This window comes from Planotetraspora sp. GP83 (assembly GCF_041262585.1).
Taxonomy (GTDB): domain Bacteria; phylum Actinomycetota; class Actinomycetes; order Streptosporangiales; family Streptosporangiaceae; genus JAOEGB01.
Map to the genome: position 1 here is coordinate 111124 of NZ_JBGCBZ010000019.1, position 15473 is coordinate 126596.

The 15473-nt window shown below is 71.0% G+C and carries 18 protein-coding genes and 2 pseudogenes; 10 read left to right on the plus strand and 10 right to left on the minus strand.

All coding sequences use genetic code 11. The features are described 5' to 3' along the window. Positions 1-49: 49 nt before the first annotated feature. Positions 50-634, minus strand: a pseudogene (locus ABH927_RS25005) (alpha/beta fold hydrolase); the annotation flags it as partial. Between the two features lie 270 nt (positions 635-904). Between ABH927_RS25005 and ABH927_RS25010 the strand changes: the two are divergent. Then, positions 905-2401: a DUF222 domain-containing protein gene (locus tag ABH927_RS25010; protein WP_370025443.1), complete on the plus strand. Its 1497-nt coding sequence runs from the start codon at positions 905-907 to the stop codon at positions 2399-2401. Between the two features lie 183 nt (positions 2402-2584). Next, positions 2585-2743, plus strand: a complete 159-nt coding sequence (locus ABH927_RS25015; RefSeq protein ID WP_370025287.1) for a hypothetical protein — start codon at positions 2585-2587, stop codon at positions 2741-2743. Between the two features lie 165 nt (positions 2744-2908). Here the strand turns inward: ABH927_RS25015 and ABH927_RS25020 are convergent, their stop codons facing one another. The 8 genes from ABH927_RS25020 to ABH927_RS25055 form a co-directional block, all read right to left on the minus strand. After that, the gene (locus tag ABH927_RS25020; RefSeq protein WP_370025290.1) at positions 2909-3124 is read right to left on the minus strand and encodes a hypothetical protein; all 216 of its coding nucleotides are present in this window, start codon (positions 3122-3124) and stop codon (positions 2909-2911) included. Positions 3125-3232: 108 nt separating this feature from the next. Beyond that, entirely contained in the window at positions 3233-4216 is a 984-nt protein-coding gene (locus ABH927_RS25025; RefSeq protein WP_370025293.1) for a cation diffusion facilitator family transporter, read from the minus strand. Further along, on the minus strand, positions 4209-4580 hold the full coding sequence (locus tag ABH927_RS25030; RefSeq protein WP_370025296.1) for an ArsR/SmtB family transcription factor: 372 nt from the start codon (positions 4578-4580) through the stop codon (positions 4209-4211). The genes ABH927_RS25025 and ABH927_RS25030 overlap by 8 nt, the downstream gene beginning before the upstream one ends. 108 nt (positions 4581-4688) lie before the next feature. Continuing rightward, entirely contained in the window at positions 4689-4868 is a 180-nt protein-coding gene (locus ABH927_RS25035; RefSeq protein ID WP_370025299.1) for a hypothetical protein, read from the minus strand. 103 nt (positions 4869-4971) lie between these two features. Then, positions 4972-5940 carry a 2,3,4,5-tetrahydropyridine-2,6-dicarboxylate N-succinyltransferase gene (gene dapD / locus ABH927_RS25040; RefSeq protein ID WP_370025301.1) on the minus strand — a complete coding sequence of 323 codons (969 nt, stop codon included), beginning with the start codon at positions 5938-5940 and terminating at the stop codon, positions 4972-4974. 238 nt (positions 5941-6178) lie between these two features. Then, a complete protein-coding gene (locus ABH927_RS25045) occupies positions 6179-6451 on the minus strand; it encodes a response regulator transcription factor (protein ID WP_370025304.1) in 273 nt (90 codons plus the stop codon). Then, complete coding sequence (locus ABH927_RS25050) at positions 6448-6837, minus strand: response regulator transcription factor (RefSeq protein WP_370025307.1); 390 nt, start codon at positions 6835-6837, stop codon at positions 6448-6450. The genes ABH927_RS25045 and ABH927_RS25050 overlap by 4 nt, the downstream gene beginning before the upstream one ends. After that, positions 6834-7859, minus strand: coding sequence for a sensor histidine kinase (locus ABH927_RS25055; protein WP_370025309.1), 1026 nt, complete (start codon positions 7857-7859; stop codon positions 6834-6836). Before ABH927_RS25055 ends, ABH927_RS25050 begins: the two co-directional genes overlap by 4 nt. A 218-nt stretch (positions 7860-8077) precedes the next feature. On the opposite strand from ABH927_RS25055, the gene ABH927_RS25060 reads away from it, so the two are divergent. From ABH927_RS25060 to ABH927_RS25095, 8 genes and pseudogenes are all read left to right on the plus strand, one after another. After that, a complete protein-coding gene (locus ABH927_RS25060) occupies positions 8078-8614 on the plus strand; it encodes a hypothetical protein (RefSeq protein ID WP_370025312.1) in 537 nt (178 codons plus the stop codon). 125 nt (positions 8615-8739) lie between these two features. After that, the gene (gene egtA, locus ABH927_RS25065; protein WP_370025314.1) at positions 8740-9903 is read left to right on the plus strand and encodes an ergothioneine biosynthesis glutamate--cysteine ligase EgtA; all 1164 of its coding nucleotides are present in this window, start codon (positions 8740-8742) and stop codon (positions 9901-9903) included. Next, positions 9900-11237 carry an ergothioneine biosynthesis protein EgtB gene (gene egtB, locus ABH927_RS25070; protein ID WP_370025317.1) on the plus strand — a complete coding sequence of 446 codons (1338 nt, stop codon included), beginning with the start codon at positions 9900-9902 and terminating at the stop codon, positions 11235-11237. Before egtA ends, egtB begins: the two co-directional genes overlap by 4 nt. Continuing rightward, complete coding sequence (gene egtC, locus ABH927_RS25075) at positions 11238-11945, plus strand: ergothioneine biosynthesis protein EgtC (protein WP_370025319.1); 708 nt, start codon at positions 11238-11240, stop codon at positions 11943-11945. 10 nt (positions 11946-11955) lie between these two features. After that, positions 11956-12939 (plus strand): L-histidine N(alpha)-methyltransferase, encoded by a 984-nt coding sequence (gene egtD, locus ABH927_RS25080; RefSeq protein WP_370025321.1) that lies wholly within the window; start codon positions 11956-11958, stop codon positions 12937-12939. A gap of 121 nt (positions 12940-13060) precedes the next feature. Beyond that, positions 13061-13366, plus strand: a pseudogene (locus tag ABH927_RS25085) (hypothetical protein); the annotation flags it as partial. Between the two features lie 145 nt (positions 13367-13511). Then, positions 13512-14669, plus strand: coding sequence for a hypothetical protein (locus tag ABH927_RS25090; protein ID WP_370025450.1), 1158 nt, complete (start codon positions 13512-13514; stop codon positions 14667-14669). Between the two features lie 12 nt (positions 14670-14681). Next, entirely contained in the window at positions 14682-14906 is a 225-nt protein-coding gene (locus ABH927_RS25095) for a hypothetical protein (protein WP_370025324.1), read from the plus strand. Positions 14907-14912: 6 nt separating this feature from the next. Here the strand turns inward: ABH927_RS25095 and ABH927_RS25100 are convergent, their stop codons facing one another. Next, a complete protein-coding gene (locus ABH927_RS25100; protein WP_370025327.1) occupies positions 14913-15437 on the minus strand; it encodes a DUF6789 family protein in 525 nt (174 codons plus the stop codon). Positions 15438-15473 lie beyond the last annotated feature (36 nt).

Below are 15473 nucleotides of genomic sequence, written 5' to 3' on the forward strand. Positions count from 1 at the left end.
TGCGCCTGCTGTACCTGCGCCTGCTGTACCTGTGTCTGCTGTACCTGCGTCAGCGCCGGAGAAACGTCGTCACGGCGTCGAGGAACTCATCCGGGCGCGTCGTGTGGATGTCGTGACCGCCCTCGATCGTGACAATCCGGCAGCCCGGGATGCGTGAGGCGAGATCGGCGACCTGGTCCTGCGGAAGGTGGCTGGTCGCGCCTCCGGCGATGACGAGCGTCGGCGCCGTTATGTCGGCGAGCCGGTCGAGCCACGCGGGGTCGGGGTGGTTCCGCTGGTAGGTGGTCTCCTCGACCATGGCCCAGTCGAAGGAGAGAGGCCCCTCCGGCCGATCGGGCAGCGATACTCCGGCCGGATGCGGCGCGGGCACGTCCTCCAGCACCATCCGCTCGATCAGGCCGGGATGCTCATCGGCGATCAGGAACCCGACGAAGCCGCCGAGGGAATGAGCCACGATCGCCGTGCGCGCCACGCCGACGTGGCCGAGCAGGGCGACCGTGTCATCGCGCATCAGTTCCAGGCCGTAGGCGCCCGGACAGTCGCTCTGGCCATGGCCTCGCAGGTCCGGGGCGTAGACCCGCCAGGAAGCGGCGAGGCGGTCGATGACGCCCTTCCAACCGGAGTGATCCGCGCCGCGCGTGCAGCAGGAGCAACGGGGGCGCGTCCGCGTCCCCGGAGACCTGGAAAGCCAGCCGTACGCCGTTCACCTCGGCGAAGTGGAGATCGCTCATCCGCCCACGCTAGGCGTTCCTCCGGTCGCCGTGCGGCGAGGTTCGTCGCGGGCGAAAGCAACTTCGCGGCGGTTGTGTCCCTGGCGAACCGAGCTGAAGGTAGATCTTTAAGAAGGGAAGATCGTTTCATGCATTACGAACAGGCGTTCGTATAGAGTGTCGATGTGGCGGTGATGATGGACGGCTTGAAGCTCATCCGGCAGGGTCTGGAGATCCTGGCGGCCGAGCCGCTTCTCGCCGACCCTTTCGAGACCATCGGTGACCCGAATGCCGGCATGGACATCGAACGGGCCGAGATGCTGGCCAAGGCGAGAGCTCAGGTGCTGGCGGGACAGGTTCAGGCGTTGCAGGAGCTGGTCGCCGACCTTGAGGTCGAATCCGCTCGGCGTCTGCACCGCTTTTCCGAGATGGACGGCGCTCGCCTGGTCGGCCAGCGTTCGAGCGCCTCGTTCCTGCAGCAGGTCTGCGGCCTCCGCGATGGAGAATCGGTGGCCCGGGCACGTGTGGCCGAGTGGTTCGAGCGGCTGGAGCCTTCTCTGGAGGCGCTCTCGCGACGGCGGATCGGGCTCGGTCATCTTTTGGAGATCGCCCATGGGGTCGAGCACGCGGTCCAGAGCGTGGACACCGCTCGCGTCCCGAAGGGCGACGTGATCAGGCGAATGCAGGTGGCCCTGCTCGATCACGCCGGTCTGTCCGGATCAGGCATGTCTCCCCGTCGGCTGCACGCGCAGGCGCGACGTGAGGCGTGGAACCTGGACCCCACCCTGCCGGATCGGTTGCTGGCGAAGCACCACCGCCACCGTGCCGCCTCGTTTCGTTTTGTTGATGGGGGAGCGGGGTTCGAGTTCCACGTCAAAGGAGAGGGCGCGGGAGGTGCCCTGTTGAAGGAGTTGCTGGAGGGCCATTCCATCGCCCCGGCCGCGGGCGACAGGCAACCCGCCGAACGCCGCCGCTACGACGCTTTCATATGTGGCGTGCAGACAGCCATGTCCGCCTTCACCGGCATCCGCGCGACACCCACCATCCACTCTCCCGAGGACCAGGGTGGTGTTCTGCATCACGAGACGGCGTCCGATCCCGAAGCCGATCCCATGGGTGATTCGCCGCAGGGGGTTTCTGTTGCCCGCGATTCAGAGCCGGTGATTCGGGGCGGCGCGCGGTGCCAGGTGCGTTTGATCGTGCCGTGGAGCACGCTGACCGGCGAGCCGGGGTCTCCTCCAGCGGAGACCGACTGGGGGCAGTTGCTGCCGCCCGCCGCTGTCCGGGCACTGGCCAAGGACGCGACGGTTACGGCGATCATCGCCGACGCCATAACAGGGGAGCCGCTGAACGCCGGGCGGGCCCGCCGCCTGTTCTCGACTCGGCAGCGGGTGGCCCTTTCGGCCCAGTACCGTACCTGCCAGTGGCACGGTGGCTGCGACGTGCCGTTGCCCTGGACCGATATCGATCACGACGTCTCTTGGTGGGCCGGCGGCGATACCGACATCGACAAGGCTAAGCCGCTGTGCCATGTCCACAATCTGGAGATCGAGCTCATCCGCTCCGAGAAGGCGGCGGCCGACCCTGCCCTGCGTCCACAGGCGGTCGCCGTACGGGATCGGCTGCGGGCGATCCTTCGCGAGTCCCGCCGACAACGTCGATCGAGCGGGCAACGCCTGACCGCCGCCTGACACCCGCGTTTTCGCGCGCCTGCCCAACGGCAGGATGAGGCCGAGCAGTCTGGGTCGGCTTGATCCGTGGCCTGTCGAACCCTGGTTGCCCACTTCCCGTCGCGCTCCCCTGAGCGGTCAAGCCTGAGCGGTCAAGGCTGAGCGGTCAAGGCTGAGCGGTCGAGATGAGTGATCAAGGAAGGCGTGGCGGAGGCGGAAGGAGGGTACGCCGTCGTCTCCTCCTGGGCGGCCTGGCCCGTACCCGTGGCCATCCTCGTGACCGTGCTGGTCGTGCTGGCGGCCGTCACGCAGGGGCCGCGCTGGAGCTGGCTCGCGAGTCGCCGCGACCCGACCGCCGCCTAGAGATCACGCCAGGTTCCCCGCTCTTCGCAGGGGTGGAGGGCGGCCAGTGCCGCGCTCGGGCTGTCGGCGAAGAAGCGGACGTGGCTGACTTCGGCGCGGCTCACCGATCCGCATGCCGTTCATCGGAAACGTTGACGCTACGGCAAGGTCAAGCCGGCGTTCACCCTATTCGGGAGGCTTGTGCCAGACGATCGAGTAGCGCAGCAGGAGCAGGCGGCGGACGTGCGCTCCGGGGAGAAGGCGCAGGAGCCCGTCGCCGCACCCGACGTCGAGCGCCGTGTCGCAGCCGTACGGCACCGCGTCGAGCACCACGCGGTGGTAGCGCACGTTGTGATTCCAGTACTCATCCCGCGGGGGATCAGGCTTGAGGGAGGCGGTCACATCGGCACGCTAGCGGCCGTCGCCCTCGCTCGCCGCGGAACGACAAGGTCCGCGGGGAGCCTCCGTTCGGCTCAAAGCCCTTGAGTCGCGGCGCGCCGCAGACACTGCCTAGGCCGCTCCGGGGTGGGAGGGGCCGTGCGAGTCGCGGCAGTGCGGGCCGTCCTCGCCGATGACCAGCAGCCGGGGCGAGGCGTGGTCCACCTGGAGGGTGGTGTGCTCGATGCCGTAACTCTCCCGCAGCATCACCTCGGTGGCCTGCCGTACGGCGTGGCAGTCGGCGCCGGGGGCGACGAGCACGTGGGCGGAGAGCGCGGCGTAGCCGGAGGTGACCTCCCAGACGTGCAGGTCGTGGACCTCGACGACCTTGTCCATCGCCGCCATCTGGGCGCCGATCTCGGCGGGCGCCATCCCCGCCGGGGCGGCCTCGAGGAAGACACGGCCGGCGTCGCGGACCAGCCCCCAGCCCGCCTTGAGCATCAGCGCGGCCACGACCAGGGCGGCGATGGCGTCGGCGCGGGCCCAGCCCGTCAGCCACACCACCAGCCCGGCGACCGTGGTGGCGATGAACGCGTAGAGATCACTGACGATGTGCTGGAAGGCGCCCTCGACGTTGAGGCTCGACCGGTTGGCCTTGCTGATCAGCCACGCGGCGCCCACGTTGACGACGATGCCGGCGAGGCCGGTGACGAGCACGAGGACGCCCTCGACCTCGGGCGGGAAGATCAGCCTGCGAATGCCCTCGCCGATGAAGAACGCGGTGAGCAGCAGCAGCGTGATGCCGTTGATCTGCGCGCTGATGATCTCCACGCGCTTGAGCCCGTAGGTGAAGCCACCCTGGGGCGGCCGGGCGGCGATCCGCATGGCGACGAGGGCGAGCCCGATGGCCGCCGCGTCGGTCAGCATGTGCCCGGCGTCGGAGAGCAGCGCCAGGGAGCCCGCCATGAGGCCGGTCACGACCTCCGCCGCCATGAAGCCCAGGATCAGCGCCAGCGCCCAGGCGAGGGAGCGCCGATCGGCGTCCGCCTTCACCCCATGCCCGTGCCCATGCCCGTGCTCACGCTCACGCTCGTGTCCGTGCTCGTAGTCACTCACGGTGGTCGCCCTCGTCGTGGGTGACGTGGGTGAGGGCCAGGTCGAAGAGCATCCGCACGTGCGAGTCGGCCAGCCGGTAGTAGGCCATCCGGCCGGACCGGCGCACCTTCACGACCCGGTTCAGCCGGAGCAGCCGTAACGCGTGGGAGACGGACGACTCGCTCTGGCCGCAGGCGGCCGCCAGGTCGCGGACGCACATCTCGCCGCCTTCGAGGAGCGCGGCCATGAGCCGGAGCCGCCCCGGATCGGCGAGGAGCCCGAAGACCTCGGCCAGGCCCTCGATCGCCGCCTGCGGAGGCAGCGAAGCCATGACCGCGCTGACTCGGTCGGCGTCCACCGGCGGCTCATGTGAATACACGCTCATATGAGCAATGATATGTGGCCAGCGGGAGGGGGCGGTCCGGAACCGAGGTCCACGACCCGGCCACCATCGGCGACCACGGCGGGCTGAGTGACTGTGCGCGTCCGCCGGTCAGGCGTAGTGGTCCCCGCTCCCACCGGACCGGGTGAGCTTGAAGACGACGGACACGATCAGAGCGATGGCGCCGATGATCAGAAGCCACTTCAGCGCCCCGAAGATGAGCCCGATGACGGAGCCGAACAGGAAGAGGCCGACGATGACGGCCGCTGCGATTAGAAGAATGCGTCCCATGTCTTCACCGTACGAGCCGCCCGCCCCGCAATCACAGGGCGGACGGCCAAGTTCAGGGCTGACTCAGGGACATCTCAGGGGCGTTTGTGAACGTCCCTCATGATCAGTCGTTGGCGTGGAGCGCGGCGTTCAACTCGATGCCGGTGCCCGCCCGGGGTACGGCCTCGACCGTGCCGGTGGTCGAGTTGCGGCGCAGCAGCAGCCCCGACTTGCCGGACAGGTCCCTGCCCTTGACGACGCCGCCGTCCGGAAGGGCGATCTTGGTTCCAGCCGTGACGTACAGCCCCGCCTCGACAACGCAGTCGTCACCGAGGGAGATGCCGATGCCCGAGTTGGCGCCCAGCAGGCAGCGCTCGCCCACGGAGATGACCTCCTTGCCGCCGCCGGACAGGGTGCCCATGATCGAGGCCCCTCCGCCGACGTCGGAGCCGTCCCCCACGACGACCCCCGCCGAGATCCGGCCCTCCACCATGGAGGCGCCGAGCGTGCCCGCGTTGAAGTTCACGAAGCCCTCGTGCATGACGGTCGTGCCGGCGGCCAGGTGCGCCCCGAGCCGCACACGGTCGGCGTCGGCGATCCGGACCCCCGAGGGCAGCACGTAGTCGACCATCCGGGGGAACTTGTCCACCCCATAGACGGTCACCGGCCCCCGGGCGCGCAGGCGGAGCCGTACGGCCTCGAAATCCTCGACGGCGCACGGTCCGTGGTTGGTCCACACGACGTTGGCCAGCAGCCCGAAGATCCCGTCGAGGTTCAGCCCGTGCGGCCGGACGAGCCGGGCGGACAGCAGGTGCAGCCTGAGGTAGACGTCGTACGCGTCGGCGGGCGGCTCGGACAGCCTCACGATGCCGGTGCGCACCGCCACGACCTCCACACCCCGCACGGGGTCCGGCCCGACCAGCGCAGCCACCTCCTCGTCGAGGCCCGAGACGGCCAGCGGCTCCGTGCCCGGGAAGGGCGGCTCGCCCAGCGCGGGAGAGGGGTACCAGGTGTCCAGGACGGTGCCGTCGGCGGCGGTCGTCGCGAGGCCGATGCCGTAGGCGCCCGAGGCGGTGGGGTCGATAGCTGTCATGGCACCCAACGCTACCGGCATCACGGCCGCCCGCCTCATCCGTCCGTCACCGCCCGCCTCGTCCGTCCGTCGCCCGCGTCACCACCCCGGGGGCCGCGCCGAAACCGCCGGGCGATGAAGGAGCGGGAGCCGGTCCCGCCGCTCCACGCTCACGCGGTCGGTGGCAGGGCGGCGGCTGCACGTGCACGCGGGCTGGCGGCCGCGCGCTCACCCGGGCGGCGGCTGTACGCCTGGGGGGTCAGCCGGGGTCCGAGCCGGGGCGGACGACCCCGCTCTCGTAGGCGTACCGCACGGCCTGGGCCCGGTCACGCAGGCCGAGCTTGGCCAGCAGCCGGTTGATGTGCGTGCTGACCGTGGCCTCCGAGATGAACAGCGTGGAGGCGATCTCGGTGTTGGACAGCCCCCGCGCCACGAGGCGGAGCACCTCCTGCTCGCGGGAGGTGAGGCCGGATTCGGTGACGGGCGTGGGCTCGGGCACCTGGGTGCATGCGGCGATCACCCTTCGCGTCACGGCCGGATCGAGCAGGGCCTCGCCCCGGGCGGCGCTGCGGATGGCGGCGAACAGATGCTCGGGCGGCGAGATCTTGAGCAGGAAGCCGCTGACCCCGCGCGGAGGGCCCGGTCCAGGTTCTCGTCGGTGTCGTAGGTGGTCAGCATGATGACCCCAGGCGGGTCGGGCTGGGCGAGGATGCGTCCGGCCGCCGTCAGGCCGTCCACGCGCGGCATCGCGATGTCGAGCAGCACGACGTCGGGCCGCAGGGTCCGGGCCAGCTCGGCCGCCTCCGTGCCGTCGGACGCCTCGCCCACCACGGTGAGGTCCGGCTGAGTGCCGATCACCAGCCGCAGCCCGGTGCGGATCATCGCCTGGTCGTCGGCGATCACGATGCCGACGCTCACAGCGGCAGCACCGCCCGCACGCCGTACCCTCCGGAGGGGCGCGGCCCGGTGGCGAGCGACCCGTGGAACAGCGCCACCCGCTCGCGCATGCCCACCAGACCGTGGCCGCGCCGTTCCGGCGCCTCGGCCCTTCCCCTCGTACGGCTGTCGCGCGGCCCTTGGTCCACGATCTCCAGGGTGAGCTCCCGAGGCCGGTAGGCGATGGTGACCGCCACGTCGGTGGGCCCGGCGTGCTTGAGGGCGTTGGTCAGCGCCTCCTGAACGATGCGGTAGGCGGACAGGTCGAGCCCGGCCGGCAGCGGCTGGGGGTCGCCCTGGATCTCGGCCTTCACGTCGAGACCGGCCGAGCGCACGTGGTCGAGCAGGTCGTCCAGCCGGTCGAGGCCGGGTTGCGGGGTGAGTCCGTCGGAGTCCGGGCCGCGCAGCAGGCCCAGCATGCGTCGCAGCTCCTCCACGGCTCCCCGGCCGGTCTCCTCGATGACGGCCAGCACCTGGCGCTCGCGGTCCTGGTCCTCGCGCAGCATGAGCCGCACGCCGCCGGTCTGCATGGTCATGACGCTGACGCTGTGCGCGACGATGTCGTGCAGCTCGCGGGCGATCCGGGCGCGCTCCTCGGAGACGGCCTCCCGGGCGAGGAGTTCTCCGCGCTCCTCCGCCTGAATCGCGATGATCCGGTGCCGGCGCACCGCCATGCCGGCCCCGGCCGCGATCGCGCTCATCACCAGGGCCACGGCCACGTCGCCCCACCCGGCCGGAGGCGAGGACAGAGCCAGCATCGACCCCACGAAGGCGGCGGTAGCCGCCAGCCCTGTCCCGGCCTTCACACTGCGCAGCCGCACCTCGCTGAGCAGGCTGAACAGGAGCACCAGGGCGGCCGCGGCGATGCCGGCCGCTATCCACCACGCCGCCTGCGGACGGCCGGGAGCGGCCGTCCTCCCGCTGACCTCCTCGGCCACGGCGAACAGGCCGACGATCACCGCGACGAGCCAGTCGGTCCAGGTTGGGGGGCGGCGCTGCGACATGAGCCGAGGGTAGGACGTCGGCAATGCCGAAAAATCCACCTAGCGGCGGATAGGGGTCAAGGACCGCTTTGACGACCGGAGACGTGGGCGGTTCCTACCGTTCGGCCCATGATTACCAATGCGAACGCGTTCCGCCGCACCGCCGCGGGCGCCAGCCTCATCCTCGCCCCTCTCTGCCTGCTCCTCGGCATGGCCGTCGACCCGTCCGAGCCACGGCCGTGGGCATCAGCACGACCCTCCTGCACTACGCCTGGGTGCTCTGGGTGCCCGGCGTCATCGGGCTCGTCCACCTCGTCCGCGGCAAGGGCGTGGTCCTGGCCAACATCGCAGGGGTGGTGACGGTCCTGGGCCTGATCGACTTCTCCTCGCTCATGATCTCCGACTTCTTCGACGTCGTCCTGTTCCAGAGCCTGCCGGTCCAGCAGGCGGAGAAGCTCATGCAGGACGCCGCGCAGCCCGCCATGGTCGCCGGCTGGCAGATGCCCGGGATGATCGGGTCCTTCCTCGGGCTGGTCCTCGTCGCGGTCGCCTACGCCCGTGCGGGCAGGGCGGGCTGGTGGTTCCCGGCGGGCGTGCTCGTCGGCATCGTCGTCTGGCTCTTCGGGGCGAGCGCGTGGAACCTGGTGCTGGGCCTCGGCGGCCCGGTGATCCTGCTGGCCGCCTTCGGCGCCGTCGGCGTCTCCCTGATCAGGATGAGCGACGCCGAGTGGTCTCCCACTCGGGAGGCGGCCCTGGGCCATGCTTTTCCGGTTTAAACTACTTGTTTTTAGGGCTTTCTGGGTTAAAGGTCGCTCTTTCCCGGGGAGGACTCCTTCCCCTGAAAGTTCTGCGCCATTCGCGGAGCCGTGCTCATCTCCGTGTGTACGCCGATGGAGGGCGAATGACCGACGTACAGGCGTACGCCCAGAGGTGTTTTCGCGGAACCACCACAGATCGAGTCGGCGTCGAGCTGGAGTTCCTGGTGTTCGACGCGGACGTCCCCGCGGCGCCGGTGCCCATCGCCCGGATCGCTGACGCCCTCCCGCCGATGCCGGGAGGGAGCCGGATCACGTTCGAGCCCGGCGGCCAATTAGAGCTCTCCGCGCCGCCGGGCCTCCTCCCGGACGCCGTGGCCAGCCTCGTCGCCGACGTCGACGCGGTACGGCTGGCGCTCGGCGAGGCCGGGCTGACGCTGGGCGGCACGGGCCTCGACCCGCTCCGGCCGCCCCAGCGGCAGCTCAGGGAGCCCCGATACGACGCCATGGCGGCCTTCCTCGGCGTGCCGTACGGGCCGATGATGATGTGCTCGACGGCGTCGGTGCAGGTCAATCTGGATTTCGGCGCCGACCCGGCGGTTCGGTGGGCACGCTCGCACCTGCTGGGCCCCGTGCTCGTCGCGGCCTTCGCCAACTCGCCCGCCCCGGGCTGGGTGTCGGGCCGCCAGGCCGTCTGGCTTAACCTCGACCCCAGCAGGACGGCGTCTGTAGCCGCGTCAGGGGCTGGGGGCGGCGACCCGGCGGACGACTGGGCGCGCTACCTCCTGGACGCCCGTCTCATGATGGTCAGGGAGGACGGCGACGGCTTCCGCCCCGTGCTGGACGGCTCGGCGTTCCGCGACTTCGCCGCCGTGGCCGGGAGGCCGCCCACCGAAGAGGACCTGGCCTACCACGCGACCACCCTCTTCCCGCCCGTACGGCCCCGCGGCTGGCTCGAGGTCCGCTACCTCGACGCGCAGGGAGTCGACGACTGGCCGGTTTGCGCCGCCGTCGTCCACGCCCTCGTCATGGACGACCGGGCCGCCGACACCGCGCTCGCCGCGGCCCAGCCGGTGAGCGGCCGATGGGCGGGGGCCGCCCGTGCCGGGCTGGCGGACCCGGCCCTGCGACGGGCCGCGGAGACCTGCTTCCGCGCGGCGGTGGAGGCGCTGCCGAGGCTCGGGGCCGAGTCCTGGCTGGTCGACCGCGTCTCCGCCTTCGCCGCCAAGCACATCGAACCCGGCCGCTCGCCGGCCGTCGCCCTTTCCCAGCCGAAGGCCGGGGCTCCCACGCTGGAGGTACGCTCGTGACCGATCCCAACGGGCTCAAGGAGAAGATCGCCGCTGAGCTGGCCGCCGTACGCGACCGCTCCCTGACCTACACGAACGCCGACGACGACCTGCTGGTCCGCCAGCATTCATCCCTGATGTCCCCCCTCGTGTGGGACCTCGCCCACGTCGGCAACTACGAGGAGCTCTGGGTCCTGCGCGAGGTCGGCGGGATCACCCCGCTGCGCCCGGAGATCGACGACCTCTACGACGCGTTCAAGCACCCCCGGAGCAACCGGCCGGCCCTTCCGCTGCTCGGGCCGGCCGAGGCCAGGCGGTACATCTCGGGGGTCCGTGGCCGGGTCCTCGACGTGCTGGACAAGGTCCAGTTGGACGACCCGGACCCCCTGCTCGCCGGGGGTTTCGTCTTCGGGCTGATCCTCCAGCACGAGCACCAGCACGACGAGACGATGCTCGCCACGCTCCAGCTCTCCAAGGAGCCGGGGCTGGTCCGCGAGGGCGAGCTGCCCCCGGCCCGTTCTCTGAACCTCCGTTCTCTGAACCCCAAAGGCGCGGCCGCCAACCTGGGCCGGGCGGCCCCGGAGGTCCACGTCCCCGGCGGGATCTTCACCATGGGGACCGACACCCTGCCCTGGGCGTACGACAACGAGCGCCCCGCCCACCGCATGTACCTCCCCGGCTACTGGATCGACCGGTTCCCGGTGAGCAACGCCGCCTACGCCGAGTTCATCGCCGCCGGCGGCTACGACGACCCGCGCTGGTGGATGCCCAAGGGGTGGGAGTGGGTCGAGACGACCGGCGTCCATGCCCCGCTCTTCTGGCGGAGGGACGACGACACCTGGTGGCGGACCCGGTTCGGCCGTGAGGAACCCGTCCCCATGGACGAGCCGGTGCAGCACGTGAGTTGGTACGAGGCCGACGCCTACGCCCGCTGGGCGGGGAAACGGCTGCCCACCGAGGCCGAATGGGAGAAGGCCTGCGGCGGGCGCACCTACCCGTGGGGCGACGGCGGCCCCGGACTCGACCCCAGCCTGAACCACGCCAACCTCGGCCACCGCGCCGCCCGCCCGGCGCCGATCGGGGCGTTCCCCGAGGGAGCCAGCCCCTACGGGGCCGAGCAGCTCATCGGCGACGTCTGGGAGTGGACCGACTCGTGGTTCCTGCCCTATCCCGGCTTCCGGAGCTTCCCGTACAAGGAGTACAGCGAGGTCTTCTTCGGGGAGACCTACCGCGTGCTCCGCGGCGGCTCCTGGGCCACCCATCCCACGGCTGTCAGGACGACGTTCCGCAACTGGGACTACCCGATCCGGCGGCAGATCTTCGCAGGGTTCCGCTGCGCCCGCTCGGAGGACTGAATGTGCCGCCACGCGGCGTGGCTGGGCCCGTCCAGGGCACTCTCATCGTTGATCTTCGATTCGGAGTGCGGCCTGCTGCGGCAGTCGTACGCCCCCCGTATGCAGGCCTACGGGAAGGTCAACGCCGACGGCTTCGGGGTGGGGTGGTACGACCCGTCCCGCCCCGAGCCCGTCCGCTACCGCCGGAGCATCCCCATCTGGACCGACGCCAACCTGCCCGGGCTCGCCGAGGTCGCGCGCTCGTCATGCCTGATGGCCGCCGTACGGTCGGCCACCGTCGGCATGCCCGTCGAGGAGACCGCCACCGCCCCTTTCGCCGACGGGCGGTGGCTGCTCAGCCACAACGGCCGGGTCGACCGGGAGGCCCTCCGGCCGCTGGCGTCCGACCCCGAGAGCGCGTGCGACTCCGCGTGGCTCGCCTCCGCCGTGTTCGCACAGCTCCGCACGGGGATGCCGCTCGCCGAGGCGGCGCCCCTCGTCGTGCGTGAGGCGGGGAAGGCCGACCCCGTGGCCCGGCTGAACCTGCTCATCTGCGGTGGCACCGAGATCGCCGCCATCGCTTGGGGCGACACCCTCTTCGCCCATCTCGACGAAGGCGTGCTCGTGGCCAGCGAGCCGCTCGACGACCGCCCAGGCTGGCAGGCCGTACCCGACAGGAACCTTCTGCTCGCATCCCCCGACGGCGTGCTGATCACACCCATCGACTGAGGAGCGACCCATGGCTGTAACCCACGCGGTGACCGATTATCTCGACGGCGACTACCTGCGGCAGGCACTGGAGCAGGATGTGCGCACCGGGCTCACCTCGACGCCCAAGTGGCTGCCCCCGAAGTGGTTCTACGACGCGGTCGGCAGTGAGCTGTTCTCCCAGATCACCCGGCTGGAGGAGTATTACCCGACCAGACGCGAGCTGGCCATCCTCCGCGAGCACGCCGGGGACATCGCCGCCAGGAGCGGCGCCGGCACCCTCGTCGAGCTCGGCTCCGGCACCAGCGAGAAGACCGTTCTGCTGCTCGACGCGCTCACCGCCGCCGGGACGCTGCGGACCTACACGCCCGTCGACGTCGACGCCGTCACCCTGGAGGCCGCCGCCGAACGGCTCGCCGCCCGTTACCCCCGCCTGGCCGTACGGCCAGTCCGCGCGGACTTCGAGCACCACCTGTCGCTGCTGCCGAGAACCGGCCGGAGGATGGTCGCCTTCCTCGGCGGGACCATCGGGAACCTGCCACCCGCCGCCAGAGAGGTGTTCCTGAAGGAACTGCGGTCCACCCTCAAGCCGGGAGACACCCTGCTTCTGGGGACCGACCTGGTGAAGGACCGCTGGCGGCTCGTCGCGGCCTACGACGACACCCTGGGCGTGACGGCCGAGTTCAACCGCAACGTCCTCCGCGTGATCAACCGGGAGCTGGACGCCGACTTCGAACCCGGCACGTTCGAGCACGTCGCCCTCTACGACGAGGACAACGACTGGATCGAGATGCGGCTGCGGGCCACCCGCGCCATGCGCGTCCAAGTCCGCGGCCTCGGCCTGTCGATCTCCTTCGAGCCCGGCGAGGAGATGCGCACCGAGATCAGCGCGAAGTTCCGCGAGGAAGGCGTCCGCGACGAGCTGACCAAGGCCGGCTTCGACGTCGTCCGCTGGTACACGGACCCGGCAGGCGACTTCGCGCTAACACTGGCCTCGCTCCGCTCGGCTGTTTGATTGTGCTCGCTCCGCTCGCGCGGGTTCGGGGAGGGTTTGAGATGGGTCCGGGCGGGGCTGCTGGGGGCGGCCCCGCCCGGGGGGGTGCGGGGGGGGTTACTTCAGCCCGAAGGCGCGGGTGATGCTTTCGGTGGCGCTGTTGCCCGAGACCCTGCCTGTTGACGCCGCGCCATGGGTGCCGCTTGAAACACTCCTTGCCATCCGGACACGTACGAAATGGCGGAGGAAGCGGCGACAGGGGGCAAGGGTGGACCACTCGGACAAGAGACAACGCTTCGAGGAGATCTACCTGGCGCACTTCGCGGATCTCCTCGCCTACGTCCGGCGGCGTACCGAATCCCACGAGGATGCCGCCGACGCCCTCGCCGAGACCTTTACGACTGCCTGGCGCCGCGTCTCCGACATCCAGGACGGCCCGGCGGCCCGCCTCTGGCTGTACGGTGTGGCCCGGCGCGTGCTGGCCAACGGCCGCAGGGCCGAGACCCGCAGGAGCGCCCTCGTGGAGCGGCTCGGCCCACCGCGCACGCCCCATGCCGGCCCGCGCGGGTCTTCCCCCGACGATCGGATTCGCCATGCTCACTCACGCCCGTCCCATGGCCTCCGCCGGCTTTCTCCGGGCCGTTCCCGGGCGCCATCGGGCCTTCACGATCGCGCTCGCGGTCGCCGCCGCGCTCCGGGTCGTGGTCATGCTCGGTTATCCGTCTGCCCGGCTGTACTGGTACGACTCGTTCACCTACCTGGACAACGCCGTCCACCTGGGCCCGGCGCGGGCGTTCCATCCGCTCGGCTACCCGCTGCTGCTGCGGGCCCTGCTGCCGTTCCACAGCGTGGGGGTGGTCGTTGCCGTCCAGCACGCCATGGGGCTGGCGACGGGCGTGGTCATCTATGCGCTGCTGCGCCGTAAGGGGCTGCCTGGCTGGGGCGCTCTCCTTGCCGCCGCGCCGGTGCTGTTCGACGCCTCGTTCCTCAGGCTGGAGCACGCCGTGCTGTCCGACACCCTCTTCATTCTGCTCGTCGTCTCAGCGACAGCCGTGCTGACCTGGTGGCCGGTGCCGTCGGCGCGCGCCGCGACGGTCGCGGGCCTGCTGCTCGCGGGAGCCGCGCTGACCCGGACGATCGCGCTGCCGCTGATCGTGCTCGCCCTGACCGTGCTCGCCGTACGCCGCGTCCCTTGGCGACGCCTCGCCGTGCTGGCCGTGGCCGGGCTGCTGCCGCTGGCCGCTTACGCCGCCTGGTACGGCGAGCGCTATGGGCACTTCACGCTCAGCGGCGCGGACGGGGTGGCGCTGTGGGCCCGCACCATGACCTTCGCGGACTGCGCGGTCATCCGGCCCTCGCCTGAGCTGGCCCCGCTCTGCCCGAACGGGACCGTCCCCGACGCCGCCTCCGAGTATGTCTGGGCGCCCGGGGCCGCGATCAACCGGCTGCCCGGTGACCGGTTCGCCTACAACGACCGGGCTCGGACCTTCGCGTTGTGCGCCATCGCCGCCCAGCCGCTGGACTACCTCCGTGACGTGGCGAAGGACACCGCGCTCGCGTTCGCCTGGACCCCGATCGCCCGCCCCGCGCGGACCGTCCCCGCGTTCGGCTTCGCGCACGGATCCTGGCCGCTTCCCGATGGGCAGCCGCTTGTCGGCCAGGTGAGACGGCAGTATGACCCGGACATCACCGGCATGCGGTCGGTCCGGCCGTACGCCGATCTGCTCGTCGCTTACCAGCAGGTGGCCTAACTGCGCGGACCGGTGCTGGTCGCGATCCTCCTCCTGGGAGCCGCGGGCGCCGTCCTGCGGCCGGGGACGGTGGCGCTGCCATGGGGGGCCGCCGTCACACTGCTGATCGGGCCGGTCGCCGTGCTGGACTTCGACCACCGGTACGTCCTGCCCGTCGTGCCCTTGGCGTGCCTGGCGGCCGGGTTGGCGACCGGGTTTGAAAGGCAGGGCCGGCGGCTGGCCGACGGTAGGGTTTGACGGCGCTCAGTATACGGGCTGGGGACGCCGGGCCACCCGCTCGACACGCTCGGCCTCGTAACCGCGGGTCGGCATCCGCAAGCCGGCGATCTTCTCGGTCTTGAGCCGGTTCATCGAGATCGCGAGCGACGTGCCGTACACGATGTGCCCCAGGGCGAGGATCGCCTGGCGGCCGAACGTGTCCCGGGTCGCCGGCGGAAGGGCGCCCATGCGCGGCACCCAGCCCTGGTAGCTCGCGATGTAGATCGCCAGGCCGTACGCCGCTCCGAGCGGGAGCGGGATCCGCCTGCCGCCCGTCACCAAGCCGAGCGCGGCCCCCGCCGTGCTGCCGAACGCGAAATGGGCGATCGCCCCCAGTGCCCCTTCGCCGGGCTTGGGCCGGTGCTTCTGGCCGGGCAGCGTCACCCGCATGATTCGTTTGGGTGGGAGCGTCCCCATCATGCCGGCTCGGTCTCCCGCCATCATCACCGCGCTCATCACGGCGGTCCCGAGGGCGCCGCCGACTGCGCCGTTCACCAGGTTGCGCATCATGATGGGACCATTCCCTCCCGTCGCGGCGCATGCCCC